The 22,355-nt window shown below is 67.0% G+C and carries 18 protein-coding genes; 14 read left to right on the top strand and 4 right to left on the bottom strand.

The features are described 5' to 3' along the window. Window positions 1-225 precede the first annotated feature (225 nt). Together AKJ09_RS27810 and AKJ09_RS27805 are read left to right on the top strand one after the other, a co-directional pair. Window positions 226-1,173, top strand: coding sequence for a LysR family transcriptional regulator (locus AKJ09_RS27810; protein WP_205633821.1), 948 nt, complete (start codon window positions 226-228; stop codon window positions 1,171-1,173). 254 nt (window positions 1,174-1,427) lie between these two features. Beyond that, window positions 1,428-2,186: a DUF3050 domain-containing protein gene (locus tag AKJ09_RS27805; RefSeq protein WP_146650888.1), complete on the top strand. Its 759-nt coding sequence runs from the start codon at window positions 1,428-1,430 to the stop codon at window positions 2,184-2,186. A gap of 125 nt (window positions 2,187-2,311) precedes the next feature. Here AKJ09_RS27805 and AKJ09_RS27800 read toward each other — a convergent pair whose 3' ends face one another. Further along, entirely contained in the window at window positions 2,312-3,832 is a 1,521-nt protein-coding gene (locus AKJ09_RS27800) for a cytochrome P450 (protein WP_146650887.1), read from the bottom strand. Between the two features lie 146 nt (window positions 3,833-3,978). On the opposite strand from AKJ09_RS27800, the gene AKJ09_RS27795 reads away from it, so the two are divergent. The 5 genes from AKJ09_RS27795 to AKJ09_RS27775 are packed head-to-tail and all read left to right on the top strand — an operon-like array spanning window position 3,979 to window position 8,940. Beyond that, window positions 3,979-4,884: an NAD(P)-dependent oxidoreductase gene (locus tag AKJ09_RS27795; RefSeq protein WP_146650886.1), complete on the top strand. Its 906-nt coding sequence runs from the start codon at window positions 3,979-3,981 to the stop codon at window positions 4,882-4,884. Window positions 4,885-4,939: 55 nt separating this feature from the next. Further along, on the top strand, window positions 4,940-5,575 hold the full coding sequence (locus tag AKJ09_RS27790) for an Isoquinoline 1-oxidoreductase subunit (RefSeq protein WP_146650885.1): 636 nt from the start codon (window positions 4,940-4,942) through the stop codon (window positions 5,573-5,575). Beyond that, window positions 5,572-6,033 (top strand): (2Fe-2S)-binding protein, encoded by a 462-nt coding sequence (locus AKJ09_RS27785; RefSeq protein ID WP_146650884.1) that lies wholly within the window; start codon window positions 5,572-5,574, stop codon window positions 6,031-6,033. Before AKJ09_RS27790 ends, AKJ09_RS27785 begins: the two co-directional genes overlap by 4 nt. A gap of 1 nt (window position 6,034) precedes the next feature. Next, on the top strand, window positions 6,035-8,317 hold the full coding sequence (locus AKJ09_RS27780) for a xanthine dehydrogenase family protein molybdopterin-binding subunit (RefSeq protein ID WP_146650883.1): 2,283 nt from the start codon (window positions 6,035-6,037) through the stop codon (window positions 8,315-8,317). Continuing rightward, window positions 8,314-8,940, top strand: a complete 627-nt coding sequence (locus tag AKJ09_RS27775) for a nucleotidyltransferase family protein (RefSeq protein ID WP_146650882.1) — start codon at window positions 8,314-8,316, stop codon at window positions 8,938-8,940. The genes AKJ09_RS27780 and AKJ09_RS27775 overlap by 4 nt, the downstream gene beginning before the upstream one ends. Before the next feature lie 38 nt (window positions 8,941-8,978). Here AKJ09_RS27775 and htpG read toward each other — a convergent pair whose 3' ends face one another. Beyond that, complete coding sequence (gene htpG / locus AKJ09_RS27770) at window positions 8,979-10,841, bottom strand: molecular chaperone HtpG (protein ID WP_146650881.1); 1,863 nt, start codon at window positions 10,839-10,841, stop codon at window positions 8,979-8,981. A 189-nt stretch (window positions 10,842-11,030) separates the two neighbouring features. Then, the gene (locus AKJ09_RS27765; RefSeq protein ID WP_146650880.1) at window positions 11,031-11,393 is read right to left on the bottom strand and encodes a TraR/DksA family transcriptional regulator; all 363 of its coding nucleotides are present in this window, start codon (window positions 11,391-11,393) and stop codon (window positions 11,031-11,033) included. A gap of 440 nt (window positions 11,394-11,833) precedes the next feature. Here AKJ09_RS27765 and AKJ09_RS27760 point away from each other — a divergent pair, with 440 nt between their 5' ends. Next, window positions 11,834-12,838, top strand: a complete 1,005-nt coding sequence (locus AKJ09_RS27760; protein WP_205633820.1) for a hypothetical protein — start codon at window positions 11,834-11,836, stop codon at window positions 12,836-12,838. Here the strand turns inward: AKJ09_RS27760 and AKJ09_RS27755 are convergent. Beyond that, entirely contained in the window at window positions 12,765-13,964 is a 1,200-nt protein-coding gene (locus AKJ09_RS27755) for a DUF6599 family protein (protein ID WP_146650879.1), read from the bottom strand. The two genes, AKJ09_RS27760 and AKJ09_RS27755, sit on opposite strands and share 74 nt — an antisense overlap. Before the next feature lie 228 nt (window positions 13,965-14,192). Here AKJ09_RS27755 and AKJ09_RS27750 point away from each other — a divergent pair, with 228 nt between their 5' ends. Genes AKJ09_RS27750 through AKJ09_RS27725 form a run of 6 tightly spaced genes read left to right on the top strand, consistent with a single transcriptional unit; the run spans window position 14,193 to window position 22,340 of the window. Further along, window positions 14,193-14,948 carry a pilus assembly FimT family protein gene (locus tag AKJ09_RS27750; RefSeq protein WP_169927928.1) on the top strand — a complete coding sequence of 252 codons (756 nt, stop codon included), beginning with the start codon at window positions 14,193-14,195 and terminating at the stop codon, window positions 14,946-14,948. Further along, on the top strand, window positions 14,945-15,592 hold the full coding sequence (locus AKJ09_RS27745; RefSeq protein ID WP_146650877.1) for a type IV pilus modification PilV family protein: 648 nt from the start codon (window positions 14,945-14,947) through the stop codon (window positions 15,590-15,592). The genes AKJ09_RS27750 and AKJ09_RS27745 overlap by 4 nt, the downstream gene beginning before the upstream one ends. Continuing rightward, window positions 15,589-16,929 (top strand): PilW family protein, encoded by a 1,341-nt coding sequence (locus tag AKJ09_RS27740; RefSeq protein ID WP_146650876.1) that lies wholly within the window; start codon window positions 15,589-15,591, stop codon window positions 16,927-16,929. Before AKJ09_RS27745 ends, AKJ09_RS27740 begins: the two co-directional genes overlap by 4 nt. 20 nt (window positions 16,930-16,949) lie before the next feature. Then, a complete protein-coding gene (locus tag AKJ09_RS27735; protein WP_146650875.1) occupies window positions 16,950-17,627 on the top strand; it encodes a hypothetical protein in 678 nt (225 codons plus the stop codon). 28 nt (window positions 17,628-17,655) lie between these two features. Continuing rightward, window positions 17,656-21,813: a pilus assembly protein gene (locus tag AKJ09_RS27730; protein WP_169927927.1), complete on the top strand. Its 4,158-nt coding sequence runs from the start codon at window positions 17,656-17,658 to the stop codon at window positions 21,811-21,813. Then, on the top strand, window positions 21,792-22,340 hold the full coding sequence (locus tag AKJ09_RS27725; RefSeq protein WP_146650873.1) for a hypothetical protein: 549 nt from the start codon (window positions 21,792-21,794) through the stop codon (window positions 22,338-22,340). Before AKJ09_RS27730 ends, AKJ09_RS27725 begins: the two co-directional genes overlap by 22 nt. The last annotated feature ends 15 nt before the right edge of the window (window positions 22,341-22,355 follow it).

Below are 22,355 nucleotides of genomic sequence, written 5' to 3'. Positions count from 1 at the left end.
ACGTCGGCGCCCACCTTGGAGAAGGCGAAGGCGTCCTGATCCGTCTCGTACGGAGTCGGCGCGAAGGCGTGCGAGCGCGTGCGAGCGCGCTCGAGCTACGCAGGCGAGGTTTCGAGGTTCAACGCGCCCAAGCGTGAGCGCGCCGTCGAGGGAACCCTAGCTTGTTGCTTTTGCCGCACAAGACGACACGAATCACAATACTGTTCCCTGAATGGAACGGTGCCCGTGAGCCGAACAACGAGCATGCACGAGCTCGACCTGAACGACGTCGCGACGTTCGTGGAAGTGGTCCAGGCAGGGAGCTTCAGCCAAGCCGCGCGTCGCCTCGCGAGTCCGAAGTCGACGGTGAGCCGGCGCGTGGCGCGGCTCGAACGCGCGCTCTCGGTTCGCCTCATGCACCGCACGACGCGCTCACTGGCGCTCACGGCGGCGGGCAAGAGCTACTATGAGCGCGCCGCCGCAGCCCTCGGCCAGCTTCACGCTGCGGGCCACGCGACCGAAGCGCAACAAGAGAGCGCGCGGGGGAGCCTACGCGTTTCGGCGCCGACGGACATCGGCTCGGAGGTGCTGCCGCGCATCTGCGCAGCGTTCAGCGCGCGTTACCCCGACGTGTACGTCGAAGTCGAGCTGTCGCCACGCGCGCCCGACTTCATCTCCGGCGGTTACGATCTTGGCATTCGCGCGGGCCGACAGACGGATTCGTCGCTCGTCGTGCGCAAGCTTCAAGAGATGACGTTTCGTCTCTACGCGGCGCCGAGCTATCTCGCCGAACACGGAACTCCCAAATCGGCCGCCGCCTTGAAGAAGTATCCGTGTGTGCTCTTCAAACCGAAAAACGGGAGCTGTCGGTGGCGTCTACGCGGGGCGCGGCTCGAGAGTGACGTCATCGTCACCGGGCGCGTTGGTTCCGACGACATTTCCTTCGTGCGCCGGGCGACGGTGGCCGGCGCGGGGATCGGACTCTTACCCGACCTCGTCGGCGCGCACCTGGTTGCCGCCGGCGAACTCATCCCCGTCTTGCCGGATCTCTGGGCAGTGGGCCCCGCCCTCTTTGTCGTCACGCCGTCGAGCGAGCATTTGCCTCTACGCGTCCGCGTCTTCCGCGACTTCCTCGTCGAGCACTTCCCGCAGCCCGGCACGCTTCGAGGCTACGACCTTCGCGGCGGACGGTGAGCGCGCGCCTGCCTTCACGAGCGAAGCAAGCAACGTCAGCCCTTTCCGAAGCTGCGAGCGTGTGCCGACACCGCCGCGCTGAGTTGCAGACTGGAGCGTCGCCCGAGCGCCTTCGGCTGAGCTCGTCGCCGCGCCCGTGATCGCGATATCGCTCGTTCCTCACCGATACCTTTCGACCGGCAGCTGTCACCAGTCGAGCGCCGGCTCGCTCCGGTGGGAACTTCGGACGCGAGGGATTAGCGTGCGTCATCGTCATGCCCACCACCGCTCGTGTAACCGCCGCACGCGAACGACTCCTCTCGCATCCCCTCTTCGCGCGACGTTTCGGTCCGGACGACACACGTGTCTTCATGGAGCATCACGTCTTCGCGGTATGGGACTTCATGAGCCTGCTGAAGCGGCTCCAGATCGAGTTCACGACCGTGACCTTGCCGTGGCGCCGGCCCGCCCACCGCGGCTTCGCTCGGCTGATCAACGAAATCGTGCTGGGCGAAGAGAGTGACGACGATGGTAGCGGGGGGCACGCTTCGCATTTCGAAGTCTACCTCGAGGCCATGCGCGAAGCGGGCGCGGACCGGGGCCCCATCCTCGGCTTTCTCGAGCAACTCGACGGAGGCGTCGAGCCGGCGTCGGCGCTCGCATCGTCGCGCGCGCCCGAGGCCGCGGCGAGCTTCACGCGTCACACGCTGAGTCTGGCGCTCGACCGCGCGGCGCCGCCGGTCGCGGTGGCGGCGGCCTTCTTCCACGGCCGCGAGGCCATCATCCCGGACATGTTCAGGGAGCTGCTCGTGACGCTGGAACGCGAGCAGGCAAGCACTACGCGGCTCCGCTATTACCTCGAACGACACATCGAGATCGATGAGGGGTCGCACGGCCCCCTCGCCTCGCGCCTACTCGACGAACTATGTGCGTCTTCCGAGCGCCTGGCGGCGGTGGCGGAAGGGGCTGCCTTGTCGGCGATCGAGGCGAGGATCGCGCTCTGGGACGGAGTCCTGAGCGCTCTCGCGACCTGACCGCGGGAGTCACGCCGAAACCGGCGGCGCCCAACGTCGGATGACCGAGCGGCGTGAGATGCACCGGCCCGACGGTTGGGTCGGTGCATCCGCATCCGTTAAGTGCATAGAGGCGTGGTCGACGCCTACGAGAAGTCGACGAGCTCGCGGAGGTTGCCGCGCAGATCGCGCGGGCCGCCTCCCCAGGCATCGTCCGCGCGGCGAATGCGCATCGGCAAGCCGTTCTTCGGGGCCATCGTGATGGTGACGCGTCGATCGACGCGCGCGCCCGGGAGGAGCTCGATGCGGAAGCGCTGGAGCAGCATCGCCAGCACGATCTTGATCTCCATCGTCGCGAACGACGCGCCGATGCACATGCGGGGGCCCGCGCTGAACGGGTTGTACTCGTAGACCGTCGGCTTGATCTTCGACCACCGTGAAGGGTCGAAGCGCTGCGGCCTGGGGAACACGTCCGGATCGTGGTGCATGTGGTAGATGCTCAAGAAGAGCTCGGTGCCCGCCGGCAGCGAATGGCCTTCGAGCTCGGAGTCCTTGGCCACGAGCCTTGGATGGATGGGCACCGGCGGAAGGATGCGAAGGCTCTCCTTCACCACCGCATCGAGGAGCGGCAAGCTTCCGAGCTGCTCCACCGTCGGCGCTTCACCGCGCAGCACGCCGCGAAGCTCGTCGACGAGGTCGGTGGCGATGTCGGGGTGCTGCGACAGCAGCAGCAAGGTCCAAGCGAGCGCGTTGGTGCTGGTCTCGTGACCGGCGGCGAAGATCACGCCGGCATGGCCCACGAGCTCGTCTTCGTCGAGCGCCGAGCCGTCCTCGTCGCGCGCGGCGATGAGGCTCGAGAGCATGTCGGGTGCGACGTCTCTCTGACTCTTGGAGCGCGCAACCTTGGCGCGCACGATGTCGAGTGTGCATTGGTCGATGTCGCGTGTGAGATCGAGCCAGCGCCGGAAGACCGTGGGTCCCGCGTCGAACCGCAAGAGCATCGCCGGTGAGAACTTCGTCACCAGCCACTCCTGGAACATGCGCGCAAGGCGAACGCCCTGCTCGCCGGCGTCTTCGCCGAAGAGCGTCTTGGTCGCGATGCGCAGCGTGAGCTCGGTCATGTCCTCGAGCACGTCACGCACCTGGTCGTCGCGCCACTCGTCGAGCACCTTCGTGGTGAGGGCCACCATCTCGTCGCGATAGGCGTCGATGCGCGTCTTGTGGAACGCCGGCATGAGAAGCCGCCGGTGGCGACGATGCTCCGCGCCGTTGACGTGGAAGAGGCCGGTCAGCGTGCGCCGAATCGGCTGCAATCGTTCCGGTGTCGCGCGCCAGCGCTTGTCTGCGGCCGCGGCCTCGGCGAGGACTTCGTCGCTCGGGTAGAGCGCGCCCGGCAGCGCGCACATGTGATAGCGATCGTGCTCGGTGAGAATCTGACGGTTCACGCCTGCGCCGGTGGCGAACACCATGGCGCAACCCGCAGGGCTGAAGATGCGAACCGGCCCACGTACGAGCGAGACGATCGGGCCATATTCGCGAAAGAGCCGGTCGGTCACGCCGATGGGATCGCGCCCATAGCGAATGAGGTGGAACACCGTGCCCACGCCGGGGATCGGCTCGGGCCCCGGAGCACTAGGGAGTCGAGCACTAGGGAGTCGAGGAGCCACGCAGCGAAGGTAGCTCAGTCGCGACCTCGAGCCACACGCGAAACAGACGACGTAAGACGCGTGCTCGAGCCGTCGTCCGGATCCTTGCACGCCGATTGCGTGTCCACGCGCGTCCTCCCCGGTCGGACTCACGAAAGGAACGCGCGATGAATCTCGGCTTCGTCGGTCTCGGCAGCATGGGTCACGGAATCGCCTCGAACCTGGTCCGCGCGGGGCACCGGGTGAAGGGGTTCAACCGCACGCGATCGAAGGCCGACGAGCTCGAGAAGGAGCTCGAAGGATTCCGCGCCGTGGGCTCGCCCGCCGAGGCCGCACGAGGTTCGGACGTCGTCTTCAGCATGCTGGCCGACGACGCGGCGGTCGAGGCGACCTTCCTCTCGAGCGAGGGCGCCGCGATCGCCGGGCTCGCCCCGGGCGCCGTCCACGTCTCGATGAGCACGATCAGCCCGGCCATGTCGACGAAGCTCGAGACCGCACATCGCAAGGCCGGCCATGGCTACGTCGCCGCGCCGGTGCTCGGCCGCCCCGACGCCGCCGAGAAGGCGCAGCTCGTCGTCCTCGCCGCAGGCGCCCCCGAGAGCATCGCACGCGTGAAGCCGCTCCTCGACGTCGTTGGGCGCAAAGTCCACGTGCTCGGCGACGAGCCGAAGAAGGCGAACGTGGTGAAGCTGGGTGTGAACTTCGTACTCGCCGTGATGCTCGAGACGCTCGGCGAGGCCATCGCGATGAACGAAGAACACGGCATCGACGCCAAGACGTACCTCGATATCGCGAACTCGCTCCTCGGTTCGAAGGTGCTCGAGGCATACGGAACGATGATTGCCGAAGACCGCTTCCGTCCGGCCGGATTCAAGGTGCGCCTCGGCCTCAAAGACGTGCAGCTGGCGCTCGAAGCCGCCGAGTCCGTCGACGTCCCCATGCCGCTCGGAAGCGTGTTGCGTGATCGCTTCATCGCCACCATCGCCGAAGGCAAAGGCGATCTCGACTGGTCGGCCGTCGCGCGAACGCTCCCGCGACCAAACGCGAACGCACGAGCGCGAAAGCCTCAGTGAGCATGCGGCGCCCTGCCATCTCGTCGTCGCTCAGCGCTCGACGTATGACTGGCGAATGCTGCGCGCGCCTTGGACCGCGTCGTTGGCCACGCTCGCTCTGCTCGGCTGCGGGGGACATCCCGCGGCTCCACCTCCCTTGCCCGCCGTCGCCGCTGGCGAGCTTCGAGCGCCGAGCGTGTTCGATGCGATCCAAGACAAGAACGAGCGCTCCCGTGCGCTCTTCCTCGAAGCATCCCGCGTCATGCTCCACCCGCGTTGCAAGAACTGCCATCCGGCGGGAGACACGCCTCAGCAGGGCGATCAAGACAGACCCCATGATCCTCCCGTCGTGCGCGGCCCCGCCGACAAAGGTGTTCCCGGCCTCGAATGCACGTCGTGCCATCAAGACGCGAACGTGGAGCTCGCACGCGTGCCGGGCGCACCGAAATGGCATCTCGCGCCGATCAGCATGGCATGGGTGGGGCGCACGCCCGAGCAGTTGTGCGAGCAGCTCAAGGACACGAAGCGCAACGGCGGAAAGAATCTCGAGCAGATCGTCGAGCACTCGGCGCACGACGCGCTGGTGGCGTGGGGATGGGCGCCAGGGCACGATCGCGTTCCCGCGCCTGGAACGCAGCAGCAATTCGGCGCATTGATGGCGGCGTGGGCGAGGAGCGGCGCGGCGTGTCCCCGCCGGGAGGCAAGGCCATGAGCATTCGCGTACGCGTGAATGGTGTCGATCACGACCTCGACGTCGATCCGGAGATGCCGCTCCTCTGGGTCTTGCGTGACGTCCTCGGCCTGACGGGCACCAAGTACGGTTGCGGGCAGGCGCTGTGTGGAGCATGCGTCGTCCACCTCGACGGCGAGGCCGTACGCACCTGCGTGCTCCCCATGCGTCGAGCCGCGGGCAAGACCGTCACCACCATCGAGGGGCTGTCGACGGACGGCTCGCACCCTGTCCAGAAGGCGTGGCTCGATCTCGCCGTGCCTCAGTGCGGCTTCTGTCAGTCCGGACAGATCATGACCGCCGCCGCTCTCCTCGCGAAGAATCCGAAGCCGATCGACGCGCAGATCGACGAGTCGATGGCGGGCAACCTTTGCCGCTGCGGGACTTACGTACGCATTCGCGCCGCCGTGAAGAAGGCCGCGGGCATCACCGGGGAGTGACATGAGCACGACCTCGATCCAGCTGCTTCGCCGTTCGTTCTTGCTGGGCCTCGGCTTCGGAACCGCCGGCCTCGCGCTCGGCTCGTTCGCGCATGCCGAGGAACCTGCCAAGCCCAATCCGGTCGACAAGGAGGCCGAGAAGAAGACGCTCGACGCCGGCCAAGGGTTTCGACCGAACCTCTTCGTCCACGTTGCTCCCGACGGTCTCGTGAGCATCGTCTGCGCGCGCTCGGAGATGGGTCAAGGCGTTCGTAGCTCGCTCCCCGTCCTCATCGCCGACGAGATGGGCGCCGACATGGCCCACGTGAAGATCGTCCAGGCCGACGGCGACAAAGCTTACGGCGATCAGAACACCGACGGTTCGCACAGCGTACGCGGCTTCTACGACGCGCTCCGAAGCGTGGGCGCCGCCGCCCGCATGATGCTCGTCGCGGCTGCGGCGAAGAAATGGGGCGTTCTCGCGGCGAGCTGCGATGCACGTGACCACGCCGTCTTCCACGACGCCAGCAAGCGCTCGCTCGGATTCGGAGAGCTCGCCACCGCCGCGGCGAAGCTTCCGCTGCCGAAGAGGACGGACATCCAGCTGCGTCCGAATTCGGAGCTCCGCCACGTCGGCAAGGCACTTCCGCTCGTCGATGGCCCCGACATCGTCACCGGTCGCGCCATCTACGGCGCCGACGTCAAACTTCCAGGAATGCTCGTGGCGGTGGTGGCACGCCCGAAGACCGTCGGCGGGAAAGTCGCGCGCTACGACGACTCCAAAGCTCTCGCCGTTGCCGGGGTGAAGCGCGTCGTGCCTCTCCCCGTCCCCAAGCCGCCCTACGCCTTCCAAGCGCTCGGCGGCGTGGCCGTCGTCGCGACCGACACCTGGTCGGCGATGCGCGGCCGCTCGCAGCTCGACATCGCGTGGGAGCCGGGCGAGAACGGCACCTACGATTCGCGCGCGTTCCGGCAGAAGCTTCTGGAGGACGTTCAATCTCCTGGCCGGGTCGTGCGCAACGTGGGCGACGCGCCCGCGGCGATCGCCAACTCGAAGCGTCGCATCGACGCCGTCTATTACGTGCCCCACCTCGCCCATGCGACGATGGAGCCTCCTGCTGCGATTGCCCGCGCCGACGCGACGTCGTGCGAGGCGTGGGCAGCCACGCAGAACCCGCAGGCCGCCCGTACCGAAGTAGCCAGGGCGCTCGGGCTCGACGAGAGCAAGGTCACGATCCACGTCACCCTGCTCGGCGGAGGCTTCGGTCGCAAATCGATGCCGGACTACGTGGCCGAGGCGGCCCTCGTCTCGCGTGCCGTGGGCGCGCCCGTTCGCTTGCAATGGACCCGCGAAGACGACGTGCAGCACGACTACTACCACACGGTCAGCATGCAGCGGCTCGAGGCAGGCCTCGACGACGCCGGCAAGGTCATCGCGTGGGAGCATCGCACGGCTTATCCCCCCATCCCCTCGCTCTTCAAGGCCACGAACTCGTCGGAGGTCGGCGAGCTGCAGCAGGGCGTACTCGACGTTCCACTCGCCATCCCCAACGTGCGCGCCGAGAACGTGGAGGCCCACGCCTACGTGCGCATCGGTTGGCTGCGCTCGGTGGCGAACATCTATCACGCGTTCGCCGTACAGAGCTTCATCGACGAGCTCGCCTTCGCGCGCAACCTCGACCCGCGCGACAACTTGCTCGACATCCTCGGCCCGCCCCGCATCGTCGGCACCAAAGAGCTCGGGGTCGACGCCCTGCCGAACTATGGTCAGTCGCTCGATCAGCATCCGATCGACGTCGGTCGCTACCGCCGCGTCATCGAGCGCGTCACCGAGCAGTGCCGCTGGCAACATCGCAAGAGCGACGGCCGCTACTTCGGCCTCGCTGTCCACCGGAGCTTCCTCACCTACGCGGCCGTCGTGGTTTCGGTCATTCGCGGCCCCGGCGACCGCATTCGCGTCGACGAGGTGTGGAGCGTGGCCGATCCGGGCGTCATCGTGAATCTCGAGCGCGTGCGCTCCCAATTCGAGGGCGCGGTGATCTTCGCTCTGTCGCACGCGTTCTACGGCGAGATCACGATGAAGAACGGAGCCACCGAGCAAGGCAATTTCCGCGACTACCGGCTCATGCGCATCGGCGAAGCACCGAAGAAGATCCACGTCGACATCGTCCAGAGCAGCGCCCTCTCGGGCGGCGTCGGCGAGCCTGGAGTGCCCCCCGTCGCTCCGGCGGCCGCCAACGCGATCTTCGCGCTGACCGGGACGCGCGTGCGCGACCTTCCCATCATCCGGACACTGCCGGTATGACAGAGCGCATCGGCATCGTGCTGGCGGCCGGCGAAGGTCGGCGAATGGGCTGCTCGAAAGCACTGCTGCGGCTCGGAGGCCGTCCGCTCGCCGATCGGCATGCATGCGCATTACACGAAACAAACTGCAGCACGATTGCCGTGGTCGTCCGTCCTGCCGATGCGCGCGACGTCGAGCGGCTGTTCGTCACATCGTCGAGCGAGCTTCGCGCTCGCCTTCGTATCCTCGTGGCGTCCACGCGCACGCAGGCCGAATCCCTCGCCGTGGCGTTCGACTATTTGGCCATCGAAGATCGCCCGAGCGCGCACGTCGTCGTCACGCCGGTCGACATGCTGCCGGTCGCGCCAGCAACGCTCCAGTCGCTTCTCGGCGCGGTCGAACGCGGGGCCGTAGCCGCAACGCCCGTCTTTCGAGGACGAGGCGGCCACCCGGTCGTCGTCCGAGGCGAGCTTCTCGCCGTCTACGCTTCGGCCACGTCGGCGCCGCGACTCGATCGCGTTCTCAACGACGCTGGAGAACGCCGCGTGCGCGTGGCCGTCGACGATCCTACGGTCCTCGCGGACTACGACGTCCCCACCGACTGCCCCGAACCCCCGGTGCTCCTTCGCTCGGCTCGCCCGTAGCGCGAAGTCCGGAGGTTCGGTGGCAACCCGAGAATTCCTCAGGTGGCGGCGACGGCCTGGGAGAGCAGCGACGTGAGGCGGCGCGCGAAGCCGTTCGGATCTTCGAGCGGGCTTCCTTCGGCGAGGAGCGACTGCTCGTAGAGGACGACCAACCAGTCGCTGAGGCGCGCATCGGACGGTGACGCCTTCGCCGTCTCCGCCAGCTTCTGCACCACCGGGTGCGTCGGGTTGAGCTCGAGCTCGCGCTTTCCACGCGAGACGTCCTTGCCGCTCTGGCGGAGGACCTTCTCGAGGTGCGCGGGCATCGCCCCTGTGGCGAGCACGAGGCACGCCGGCGAGTCCGTGAGGCGGCTCGACAAGCGGACATCGAGAACCTTGCCCTCGAGCGCCTTCTTCGCGACGTCGAGCAGCGGCGCCAGATCTTTCGCCGCCTCCTCCGTCTTCTTGGTTTCCTCTTCCGTCTTCGGAAGCGCGACGTTCGCGCTCATCGCGTTGACGAGCTTTTTGCCGTCGAACTCCGCGATGGCCTCGGCCGCCCAGGTGTCCACGGCGTCCGTCATGAGGAGGACGTCGTAGCCGCGTGCGCGCAAGGCCTCGAGGTACGGTGAGCCCGCGAGCGCGTCGCGCGATTCGCCGGTCACGTAATAGATGGCCTCCTGGCCCTCTTTCATGCCGGAGACGTACGCCTCGAGCGAGATCGGCTCTTCACCGCCCGTGCTCGGCCAGCGCGTCAGCTTCGCCAAGCGATCTTTCCAGTCGGCGTCGACGACGAGGCCTTCCTTCAGAATGCGCCCGAACGCGTTCCAGAGGGTTTTGTAGTCCTCCGGCTTGTCCTTCGCGACCTCGTCGAGCAAGTCGACGACGCGCTTCGTGACCTGCTTTTTGATGGTCTTGAGCGTGTTCGATTCCTGGAGCAGCTCGCGCGACACGTTGAGCGGCAAGTCTTCGGAGTCGACCACGCCGCGCATGAAGCGAAGCCACTGCGGGAGAACGGCGTCGCAGTCGTCCATGACGAGGACGCGCTTCACGAAGAGCTGCACGCCGTGACGGCGCCGCGGATCGTCGAGATCGAAGGGAGGGTGCTTGGGCACCCACAACAGACCGACCACGTCGAGCGTTCCCTCGACGCGGAAGTGCGTGCGTGCAAGCGGGGCTTCGAAGTCGTGCGTCAGGTGTCGATAGAGGTCGTCGTACTGCTCGTCCGTGATCTCGCTCTTCGAACGCTGCCAGAGCGCGCTCGCCTTGTTCAGCGTCTCGCGCTTGATCTCGCCGTCTTTCACCGATTCGAGCTCGATCGGGTACGCGAGGTAATCCGAGTAGCGGCGCACGAGATCGCGCAGCGCCCACTCGTCGAGGAGGTTCTTCTGGTCTTCCTTGAGGTGCAGCTCGATCGACGTGCCGCGCGACGCGCGCTCCGCCGGCTCGACGTCGAACGTGTCTTTGCCCGACGACGACCAGCGCCACGCCTTGTCGGTTCCGGCTGCGCGCGAGACAACCTCGACGCGATCGGCGACGAGGTAAGCGCTGTAAAAGCCGACGCCGAACTGGCCGATGATGGAGACGTCTTTCTTCTGCGCCTCTTCCAGCTTCTGCACGAACGCCTGCGAACCGGAACGCGCGACGGTTCCGAGGTTCTCGACGAGCTCCGCCTCCGTCATGCCGACGCCCGTGTCTTCGATGACGAGGACGCCGCGTTCGCGATCGGCCTTGAGCCGAATCACCAGCGACGAGTCACCTTCCAGCAGCGCCGGCTCGGTGATCGAACGGAACCGGAGCTTGTCGAGCGCGTCCGAAGCGTTCGACACGAGCTCACGCAGGAAGATCTCTTTGTTGCTGTAGAGCGAATTGATGACCAGCGAGAGGACGCGACCGACCTCCGCCTGAAACTGATGCTCGCCCATATCGTTCACCTCGCGGCGGCGACGCCAAGACTGTGCGAAGGCCGCCAAACAAGCATCGCCACGCAGGAGGCGCTCCTACGCGGCGATGATTTCGTACCTTGATCGGCAGATTCGACTCTGCCTGCTTTGATTCCGTCATGCCTTCGCGCGCGGGCTTGGGCTCACGCGCGAAGCGACGGCGTTACACGCTCAGGTGTAGTCCTTCTCCATGCGCTCCTGATCCTCTTTGCAGCGGATGCAGAGCGTGGTCTCGGGACGTGCTTCGAGGCGCTTGGTCGAAATTTCTTCGCCGCACTCCTCACACGTGCCGAACGACCCGTCCTCGATCTTGCGCAGCGCCTTCTCGATCTTGTCGAGGAAGACCTTTTCACGACCGCGCAAACGGAACGTGAAGGACTGCAGATACTCACTCGAGGCGAGGTCCATCTCGTCCGGAAGGTCGTTCGCATCGAGGGCCATGTCCTCCTCGAGCGTCTGCTTCGCCTTCTTGACGATTTCGTCGCGCTTCTCGGTGAGCAGCGTCTTGAACTTCTTGAGCTGTTGCTTGTTCATTCGCGACCTGCCTTCGTCCTTCTTCGGCAAGGGCTGAGGTTAGCCCCGGAGCGTACATCGCTGATCCGAAGGGCGGGGCACCTTAAACATCGGTTTTCCATCCGTCAACGGCCGTCACCTTCGGACACGCTTTTGACGCACACTCTTTTGCCGTGTGGGATGAGGTAAGCGAAACCCGTGCCTCGCTTCGTAGCAACGCACGTGCTGTGTGAAGCAAGCAAGAGAGCGTGACCATTCCCGACGCTCGACCGACCGCGCGCATGGCCACCGCGTGCGTCGCACGCGCGTGATGCTTGCAACCGCAGTCCGACGAGGATAGCGCCGTTGCCGTGCCCCCCGCCTCTCGAAAGTCCGGCTCCTCGAGCAGCCGCTCACACACGGCTCAGGAGACCTCTCCGCCGTGGACTGGAAACCTTTACGTCGGAATCGATGAAAACGGCATGGGGCCTCGCCTCGGCCCGCTCATCGTCACGAGCGTTCTGGCCGAGGTCGACGAGGCTGGCGCCAAGTGGGTCTCCTCGAAAACCCGTGGCTCGTTCGCCAAGCGCATGGGCGATTCGAAGAAGCTCGTTGCATTCGACGACAGTGCTCTCGGCGAGGCCTGGGCCCGTGTCATCTCTGCGCGCGCGGGCGGAAATGCACGAACGCCTCAGGAGCTCCTCGGCCACATCATGCTCGACCCCGAGGAGGCGCTTCGTAAGCCCTGCCCCGGACACCACGCCGACCTCTGCTGGGGAACCGAAGGTGAAGCGTTCGGCGCAACGGACGACACGCTGAAGGCCTGCGCGAAGGATCTCGAGAAACTCGAGAAGAAGGGCGTCCGCATTCGGAGCGTTCGCGTCGCGGTCGTTTGCACGCGCCGCCTCAACGAAGCGGCGGGACGCGGGCTCTCGCGCTTCGACGTCGATCTCCACACGATGGAACGACTCGCTCTACGCGCGCGCGAAGAAGGCGGCGCCGACATCTACGCGCTCTGCGGAAAGGTCGGCGGCTTCGGCTTCTACGGTGAACGCTTCGGTCCGCTCGCCGGCTGGCTCCGCGCCACGCTCATGGAGACGCGCGCGCGCAGCGAATACCAGGTGCACGGGCTCGGGCGCCTCGCCTTCCTCCGCGACGCCGACGAGAGCGCCGCCATCGTCGGCCTCGCCTCGCTCGTCGGCAAGTGGGCGCGCGACCACCTCATGCGGCGCGTGGTGCGTTACCACCGCGCCGACATTCCCGACCTTCCGGACGCCAGCGGCTACCACGACCCGGTGACCACCCGGTTCATCGAGGCGAGCACGCTCGTCAGGAAGAACCGGAGGATCGAGGAGGCCTGCTTCGAGCGCGTTTCGCTCTACCCGAAGGTCACCGTGGCCGATGCGCCGGCGGCTATTTCTTCGAAGAAGAAGCCGGGGCGGCCGAAGAAGGCGTCGCAGGCGAAGCCGACGACGAACCCGCCGTAGGCGCAGGGGCCGCAAGCAGCGCCTTCATCTGCGTCTGCGCGTCCTCCTTCGAGACGCGGCCCTTGTCGTCCTTGGATTCGCGCACGACGTACTCTTCGTCGCCGACGCCCCACACGACGTTGCCCTTGCGGGCGATGAAGAACTCCACCTTCGGCCCGGCCGCCGCCTTGCCGCCGCCGCCTTCCGAGATCGGCACGGCGATGTGCGCGCCTTCGTCACCGAAGCCGGAGATCGGCAGGGTGCCCGGCTTCGACTTCAGCGTCTTGAAGGCGTCCTTGGCCTGGTCGGCGTCGTCCTTCACGATCGACAGCACGCGCCAGCGCTTGTCGCCGTCCTTGTAGAAGCCCATGGCCGCGGGGCCAACGTTCGTCGCACCGAGGACGTCCTTCGGCGAGAAGAGAATGCCATTCGGAACGCGATGCGCCGTCGGCAGCGCCTTCGCCGCGGTGGGGAGCTCCTTCGGTCCGGGGAGCCGATCGCCGATCTCCTTGGCGACCGCGGAGAGAATCGCGTCGGACGACTTCGCGAGCTCGGCAGGCGACTCCTGCTCGTTGATGTACTGCAGCTCGGCGACGTACGGCCCACGCCAGACGTAGGCGCGTCCCGTTCCCGACGCTGCGGCCGCGCCGGCATCGAGCACGCGCGGGCTCGACTCACCGACCGGATCGGCCGGGACGACGCGCAGCGTGTACATGCCGTAGGCGCTCGCGGGATCGGCGAACTGCGAGAGGTTCACCTCGACGCTGCCGCCCTTGCCGCTCCCGTCCACATAATGAAGTGACACGACGCGCTTCAGGCCGAAGCGCTTGTAGACCTCACACTCGCCGTCGAACGCGGTCGTGCAGACCTCGTCCATCGAGAGCTTGCCCTTCTCGCCATAGGTCTTCACCTCGCCCTGCGGATCGACGCAGTAACCGGCGACCGTCTTCGGGAAGAACGGCGCCGAGACGGGGTCGGTGAGCTCACCGCCTCCCGACGAACATGCGCCCGCCTTGGCCACCGAGGCCGCAGGGGGCGGAGGCGGCGGGGGGGTCTCCTTCGGCTTGTCTTCCTTGCACCCGACGACCGTTGCCGTGACCGTGACCGCGGCGAAGAGAAAAAGGGTGGAGAGTGAGGCCTTCGACATGCCGCGTGTCATACATCGCTCGGCGGCGGGGGTGAACCACGCTGGAGCAAAGGCGCCCTTGGCGGAGAGACACGCACCTCGCTCGCACTTTTTTCGTAGCCCCGCAAAGGATTCGAGGGTCCCCGGGAGCGGACGCGGGAATTTCGAGCCTCGCGTGAGCGCGTCCGCGGGGCACGCCCCTTGCTCGACCGTGCGCGGGTGCGAACGCTCGATGTACGTCATCGTGGGGTGATTCCCCGGTTCTCCGGCCTCGGACAGGACGGTGCAACCCCCCTCGCGAGCCGCGCGAGCGGGAGTGTCCGTGCGCACGTGCGTGTGATTCGCCGTGCCAAGGCTCGGCGGGAGGCGGGAGGCTTCACCCTCCTCGAGCTCATGGTCGTCGTCCTCATCGTGGCGATGCTGGCCATGATGGCGGTGCCGAACATGGCCGCCGCCCGTGAAGATCGCCTCGCCTTCCGCGAGGCCGACATGTTCGCGAAGGTGATTCACGTGGCGCGCACGCGGGCGCTGGCGCGCGGTGCGGCTCAGCTCGTGACGATCACCTCGAACGGTGTGACGGATCGAGGAAGCATCCTCTCGTACGAAGGGCTGAACGCTCAGGGGCGCCCGCAGAGCCCCTGCAAGATCCCCGGGAGCTGGAGCCAGGTCCCCGGCGGCGGCCCCCTCAACCCGCTGATCGGCGGCGAGAACCTCAACGCGAGCGCCAACTCGCTCCAGGTGAAGGCGGGCCTCGAAACGGTGCTCACGGTCGACGGCCAGGCGCAAACCGCCGTCGCCATGTGCTTCACCCCGGGCGGCCGCGTGTACCTCAGCGCAGGCGCGACCGTCGCGGCGGCCGTCGGCAACCTGCCCACGACCCAGCCCTTCACCGGTGACTTGAACCTCGCCTTCCAGCGCAAGCCGGCTGGAAGCACCCGTCCCGTTGGCCTCGTTCGTAACGTCATCATGACGCCCACGGGCGCCACGCGGATCCGTTCGCAATGAAGAGCCCCGCCCCTGGTTTCGGCCGTATGGTCCGCACGCTTCGTCGCCGCGCGCGTCGCGATGGCTACACGGCCGTCGAGGTCCTCGTGGCCATGACGCTGTTCGCGATCGGCGCCGCGGGCGTCATCGGCATGCAGAAGGTGTCCATTCAGGGCAACACCGATGCGCGTCGCTTCGACATCGCCACGGCGATCGGCAACCAGTGGATGGGACGCCTCCAGCGTGACGCGATGACCTGGACGAAGCCGGACAGCGCCGATCCGAACAGCAACCTCACCACGAACACGACCTGGCTTCGGTTTGCCAGCGCCCTGCCCACCCCGCTCGGCGCCAACGTCGGCTGGCAGCAGCCGCCCGCGCCGCCGAACAACTACTTCGGTCAGAGCTACGCCTTCGACGTGCTCGGACGCGAGCTCCCCGAAGGTTCCAAGGACATCTTCTTCTGCGTGAACTACCGGCTCGACTTTCTCGATCCCGTGAACAACCCGACGACGAGCCCGATCCGGGCCGAGGTTCGCGTGTTCTGGCCGCGCTTCGAGCAGGGGCCGCCCACCGATTGCTCGGTGGCGACGGCCGGCGCCCTCACCACCCAGCAGGCCCACTTTCTCTATCTGACCTCCATCGTCCGGAGGAACGCCCGATGATCCGCACGCGCATGCGTCGCTTCGTGATCGCGCGCGTCGCACGTGCCGCTCGCGAGAACCGTCGCCAGCAGCGTGGCTTCACGCTGCCCGAGCTCATGGTGTCGCTCGTCGCCGGGCTCATCGTGACGATGGCGGTCGTGGCGCTCGCGAAGACGTCGACCAACACCTTCCACGAGCAGGTCCGCACGACCTCTGCGGAGATGGCGCTTCGCCTCGCCGCCAGCCGCCTCACGAGCGACCTCACGCGCGCTTCGTTCATGAGCACGGGCAACATCCGTTGGGATCCAGGCATCGCGCGTGACCGCACCGCGCCCGATCCGGCGACGGACACCGGCTCGCGCTACACGGCGCTCAACAACCTCGCCGGCCTTCGCCTCTACAGGGCGGCAAGCCCCGAGGCGCCCTCGCTTCCGATCGCAGCAAGCAACGGGCTGCGGCCCCAGGCGCTCGACATCACCGGCAACCTGACGAGCAACGACCAGTACCTGGGCACCATCGGCCCCGGTACGATCGGTCCGCAACGCTTCACGTTGAACAACGACGACCCGACCGTCATGCGCATGCTTCTCATGCCCGACGGCGCGACGCCGCGCTCGGACGCCGAGGCCACCGCCATCTTGAGCGAGACCTTCCTGCCCGTCGCAGGCCGCACCTTCCCGGCGCGCGTGACGGACACGAGCGGCAAGACGCACTTCGTCGTGGTGGCCGCGGCGGGCGTCGCCGGCGGTCAGGCGTGGCTCGACCTCGCGAACTCGAACCTCGGCACCCCGGTGCTCAGCGCGCAAGATACCGGCCAAAAGGGCGGCTTCGAGGGCTTCGAGCAGCTTCAGATTGCGCCGCTCCAGACGGTGCGATGGAGCATCCAGCGCGTCGCCAACCCGCGCCTCGATCCCGACGTCGACGCGAATGCGAAATACGACCTCTTCCGCCAGTACATCGACGCCACGGGCGCCCTCGTCGGTTCGCCCGAGCTCGTGTCCGAATACGCCGTCGACTTGCGCTTCGCGTTCACGGTCGATCAGTCGCCGCTGCTCCCCCTCAACACGGGCTTCGACTTCGAAGACGACGAGAACAACCAGAGGTGGACGACGAGCACCGGCGTCTCTTCGGGAACGGCCTCGACGCCTGGCCCGCACCGCATCCGTTCGGTTCGCTTCCGTCTCGCCACGCGCGCGGCGATGCCCGACCGGAAGCTCAATCTGCCCGGTCCCGCCGACGGCTTCCTCTACCGCTATTGCATCGACGAGGTCGCCCTTGCCGCTTGCACGCGCTTTGCCCGGGTCCGCACGCTCGTCTCGGAAGTCGCGCTCACGAACCAAGCGCGCATGAACTACTAGTCCGCGGAGATCACCTGACGATGGAAGCCCGACGACAGGACTGCGCGAAACTCTCGCTGGCGAAGCGGCGAGCGCGCGCGCGCAAGCGAAGCGACGGCGCCGTCATGTTCGTCGTGGTCACCACCCTCGGCTTGCTGGCGGTGATGGGCGCCTATGCCCTCTCCTCGACGACCGAAGACATCCGTGCGTCGAGCAACTACCGCCGCTCCGTGCAGGCTCAGAACACCACCGAGATGGCCGCCGTCGCCACCGCCGACTACGTCACCTTCGCGAACGCCGACAACATCGTCAACGCACGCATGCTCAACCCGAGCACCGACCTCTCGGCCTCGGAGAACAACTGCCTCTCGGCCCAGAAAAACCAGGCTGGCGTGAGGGGCACCATCCGCGCGAAGTCGTGCGTTCGAATCACCTCCAACGAGCTGAAGAAGAACTGGGGCGATCGCGAGGTGTTCACCGCGCAGTCGTTCGGCGACGGCGATCTCCGCGGCGACGTGATCATCGAGCTCACGAACCCCACGCAGGCTCCCCCGCCTCCCGGCTACGACATCAACTTGCGCTTGAAGTTCGCCATGGTCTCCGTGAGCACCTACGGCATCATCCAAATCAACGGCGTGTCGACCCCGGCACAGCCCTACAACGGAGACTCGATGCAGGTCGGCCGAGGCCGATTCATCATCGGGCCCCTGAATCAGTAGAGCCATGGATCAGCGAGGAGGAAATCCCATGCGACGCATGCGAGCGCGCGGACTCATCACGCTCTCGGGCGCCCTGATCGCGTCGGTCCTCGCGCCCTCGTCGGCGCGCGCGCAGTCCGCAGGCACCACGCAGAGGGCGCTGCCGAACGTCCTGCTCCTGGTGGACAACTCCGGCTCGATGGAGCGCATGACCGACGGGTCGTTGCCGTCGGACAACCCTGCCAACGCGTGCAATCCGGGCGTGCAGTCGAACCCGAACCGCTGGGGTGTGCTCCTCCAAGCGCTCGCGGGCAATCTCCAGCCCTACTACAGCTGCGGAAAGATGGACCGCGCGAACAACGGCGCGCTGGTCAACGAGTACCGTATCGGCACGCAGAAGCCGTACGACACGGACTACTTCATGCCGTACCACCGCCCGCTCGCCGGCGGCACGGCGCAAACGGCGTGTGCCATGGGCCCCTGGCGCTTGCCGGGCGGCGGCGGCATCGGCGTCGGCCCGCTCAACCAGACGAGCACCGATCCGGCGGGCCTCACCGCCGACGCGTTCCCCAACGATGCGCTCCGCAAGTTGAGGTGGTCGGACATCCAGGCGAACTACCCCGGCACGGGCGGCGGCTCGGCCATCCCCGTCTCGACCACGAATTCCTGCGACTTCATCATGGCCGACGACGGCCAGCTCGACGCCGCGCGCGACTACGTCCGCTTCGCCCTCATGACGTTCGACAGCGATGTCGATCCGGGCATCGGCGTCGGGCAGCTCTCGCCGGTCACGACCACGATCAACGCGTCGCCGTTCCTCGGCCAGTGGAGCTACATCCGCTCGACGCCGTTCCCCTACGGCAGCGCAGGCAACGTGGCCATGGGCCGTCCCGTGGGATGCGCCACGAACAGCCCCTTCGAGGTCGGAGCTCGAAACTGGGGTGCTCCGCCTTGGGAAGGGCGCCTCGTTCCCTTCAACGACGCGTTTGCCCAGCTGACCGACATCGAGCGTACGAACGAGCAGATCCAGCAGGTCCTCGTGGCTTCGCGTCCCTACGGTGCGACGCCGATCGACGGCATGCTCGACGACGCACGCGACTATCTCTGGGAGAACGCCAAGGGTCCGGAGAAGGCCGACCCGTACGTCACCGGCGGCTGCCGCGACCAGTACATCATCCTCCTCACGGACGGCGCGCCGAACCTCAACATGCGCACGAGCTGCGAGGGTCCGACGGGCCAGTGCCCGTACCCCGGCTCGACGCCCACCGGTAGCGGTCAGTCGATCGCGTGGGACATCGCGAAGACGCTCTACACGGGCACGGGACACCACTCGGTGCCGGTGTTCGTCATCGGCTTCTCGGTCAACGGCACGAACTCGCCGACGGGCGACGGCTTCCCGGCGGGCTTCCAGACCGCGCCGGACAACAGCTGTTCGAACTGGTTCTATTCGACGGCTCCGGGTGGCTTCGGCGGCAGCAGCTCCGCGATGTCGACCTACTGCCGCACGACGCCTCCGGCGGTCGGCACCACCGCCGACGCGTGCTGCCAGCTCAACGAGATTGCCTACTTCGGTTCGAACGGCACCGCGCCTCCCTTCTTCGCCGAATCGCAGCGTGACCTCGTCGCCGCCTTCGGCCGCGTCCTCGCCAACATCACCAAGACGGCGAGCACTCGTACCGTCCCGGCGTATTCGTCGATCGCGACGTCCACCTCGACAAGCGGAACGCGCAACATCACCGCGAGCTACACGGCGGCGTTCGTTCCCAACCCGCGCAAGCCGTGGTCCGGTCAGATCGACCGCACGCGCCAGGTCTGCGTCAGCGGCGCCCCGCAGCCTCAGACGTTCGACCCCGCCCAGGGTGACGCGTTCGATCAGAACGTCGCGCGTCAGTCCTTCGACGGACAGCGCCGGTTCATCACGGTGAAAGCCGATTACACGAACGGCACGGCGATCGACTCGAGCCGCTCGATCCGACCGTTCGTCACCACGCCGACCGACGGCCTCGATGCGTACAAGGGCACCGAGCTCGGCGTCCTCAACAACGACACCGCTCCCCTTCCGCCCGAGGCTCTCGGCATCGACGACTCGACGTGCAAGCGCTCGCGCGACCTGAGCGGCGACGTCATCCCGAAACTGAACAAGGACGAGTGCAACAAGGTCATCTGGGGCTTCACGGCGGCCGCGAGCACCGTCCCGACGTACCAGGGCTACAACAAGTGGAACGTGCGCTGCCCCTCGTTCGGCGCGAGCAAGTGCGCCATCAACGCGGCCACGACCTGCTCGCAAGACAGCGACTGCGCGGCCGTCACCCCGGGTGACGTCTGCGTTCCGGAATGCTCCGCGCTCGGAGCGATCTTCCGTTCGAGCCCCGCCGCCGTCTCGCCGCCGATGTCCCTGTCGCGCGACGAAGGCTATCGGAGCTTCGCCCAGGGCCGAGCGACGCGCCCGCATGCGCTCTTCGTCGCCACCACCGACGGCGTGCTCCACGCCTTCAACTCGCTCAAGGAAGCTCCGATCACGAGCCGCCACGAGCTCTGGTCGTTCGTGCCGCCGGCGGTTCTCACGCGCCTCGCCTCGAACTACCCGACCGGCCAGCAGATCCTCCTCGACGGCTCGCCGATCGTGAAGGACGTCGTGTGGGATCGCGTTCGCACCGATCTCTACGGCGCGAACGCCGGCAAGGAGTGGCACACCACCCTCGTCGCCGGCATGGGCTCGAACGGCCCCGGCTACTACGCGCTCAACGTCAGCGACGTCGCGTGCAACGGCACCGACTGTTCGACCAACTACGATCCGCCGGCGTACGCGTCGCTCTCGGACGTCTCCTTCTCCGACACGTACTCCGGCTCGGTGAAGCGCGGTCCGCACTTCCTCTGGCAGCTCACCGACGCGCCTTCGGTCACCGGCGAAACGCTCCCCGCATCGCGCACGAGCGTGAGCGACCACAAGAGCTTCGTCTCGCTCTTCGGCAAGCAGACCGGCACGCCCGCCGTCACCACGCTCTTCTTCGACCCCGGTGACGGCGCTGGTGCTCGCGAGATCGGCGTCGCGATCCTGCCGGGCGGCACCGACGGCCCGCCGGACAAGACCGGCACCTGCGCGCGCGCTCTCGGCACCACGCACTCGGCGAGCACCTACCCCGACCTCAGCGACCACGCCTACCCGCCCCGTAACAGCGTTCGTCAGTGGGGCACGTCGTGCGCCGCTCCGGTCGGCGGACGCAGCATCACCGTCGTGCGCCTCGACACGGGTGAGATCATCCGCCACTTCGCGCGCTTCTCGGACGCCCCGAAGTCGCTGAAGGATCAGAGCAAGGTCGTCGACTCGCCGTTCGACTCGCCGATGGTCGGTCTGCCGATCGTCTACCCGTCCGACGTTGGCACCATCACCCAGAAGGTCTTCATCGGTGACGCCGACGGCACGATGTGGCGCGTCGATCTCAGCAACCCGAACCCGTCGCAGTGGAAGGCGAACCTCTTCCAGGACCTCTTCAGCCCGGCCTTCGGCGGCACCGGATCGGCCAGCGCCGGTCGCCCGGTTGCCGTTCCGCCGGTCGCTTCGCTCGATCAGACGGGGAACCTCGTCCTCAACGTCGCCACGGGCGATCAGGAGAACCTGGTCGCAACGAACGACTACAACATGGTGCTCTCGATCGTCGAAGGTCGACCGACGCTTGGCCTCGGGAACACGGTTCAGGCGAGCGTGAAGTGGTTCACGCGCCTCAACAACGGTGAACGCGTCACCGGTCCGATGGCAGTCTTCGACGGCACGCTCTACTTCGCGACCTACGTGCCCGAGGCGATCAACAACGTCTGCGGAGAGAAGTCGAAGCAGTACGTCTGGGGCGTCGACTACGTCGTCCCGCAGGATCCTTCGTCGCTCGGGTCCGGTGGAAAGTACAAGTATCCGCCGACGCCCTTCACCCAGAAGGCGGACATGACCGACCCGGTCAACCCGTCGCTCATTCCGGGCGTCGCGGTGAAGCAAAGCCTCAACTGCGTCGACACCAGCGGCGCGGTCTCGACCGACTTCTTCGGCATGACCCACTACGGCGTCAACAGCCAGACGGGCACGAACTACTCGCTCGACATTCCCGTCGCCAAACCCTCGGCCGCGAATCCCCGCAACGTCCAAGTGCTCACGGTCGCCTTGCCGCGGCCGCGTACTCCGACGATCATCGACTCGTGGGCTCTCGTCGTCGATTGATTACCGGTCGCGCTCTCGCAAGCGGCCTCTATCTCGGAGCTGCCGCGCTCTCGCTCGGAGGCTGCAAGAAGAAGGTGGAGCCCGCCAAGCCCGCACCGGTCGAGTCGGCCATGCCGGTCGATCGGCTCGCGCCGGGTGAGCTTCCCGAAGGGCGTGAGGTCGCGTTCGGCCTCAAGCTGCCCCAAGGCATGGGCATCGCGCGCGGCTTTCCGGGCGTCGTCCACGCGACCTCGACCACGCTGCGCCCCGAGCAAGTCGCCAACTACTTCCGCGCGCGCGTGGTCGACGGAACCGTCTCGGCGGGCGCCGTAGGAACGCGCTTCATCGACGTGCACGCCAAGACCGATCCCAAGCGAGAGCTCGCCATCGAGATCCGCGCCGGGGCACCGGGCGTGACGACGTGTGAAGTTTTGTTGAGAGACACGACGCCTCCGCCGGTGGAGCCGGGCCTCTCGGAAGACGAGCGGCGCAGGAAGGCCGGGCTGACGCCCGACGGCAAGCTGCTCGATCCGAAGCACATGGAGTAGTTGACGGCGGGCGCC

The sequence above is a fragment of the Labilithrix luteola genome (assembly GCF_001263205.1).
GTDB classification, from domain to species: Bacteria; Myxococcota_A; Polyangia; order Polyangiales; family Polyangiaceae; genus Labilithrix; species Labilithrix luteola.
The sequence above is the reverse complement of the archived record's forward strand: the minus strand, read 5'-3'. Positions and strand labels throughout refer to the sequence as shown.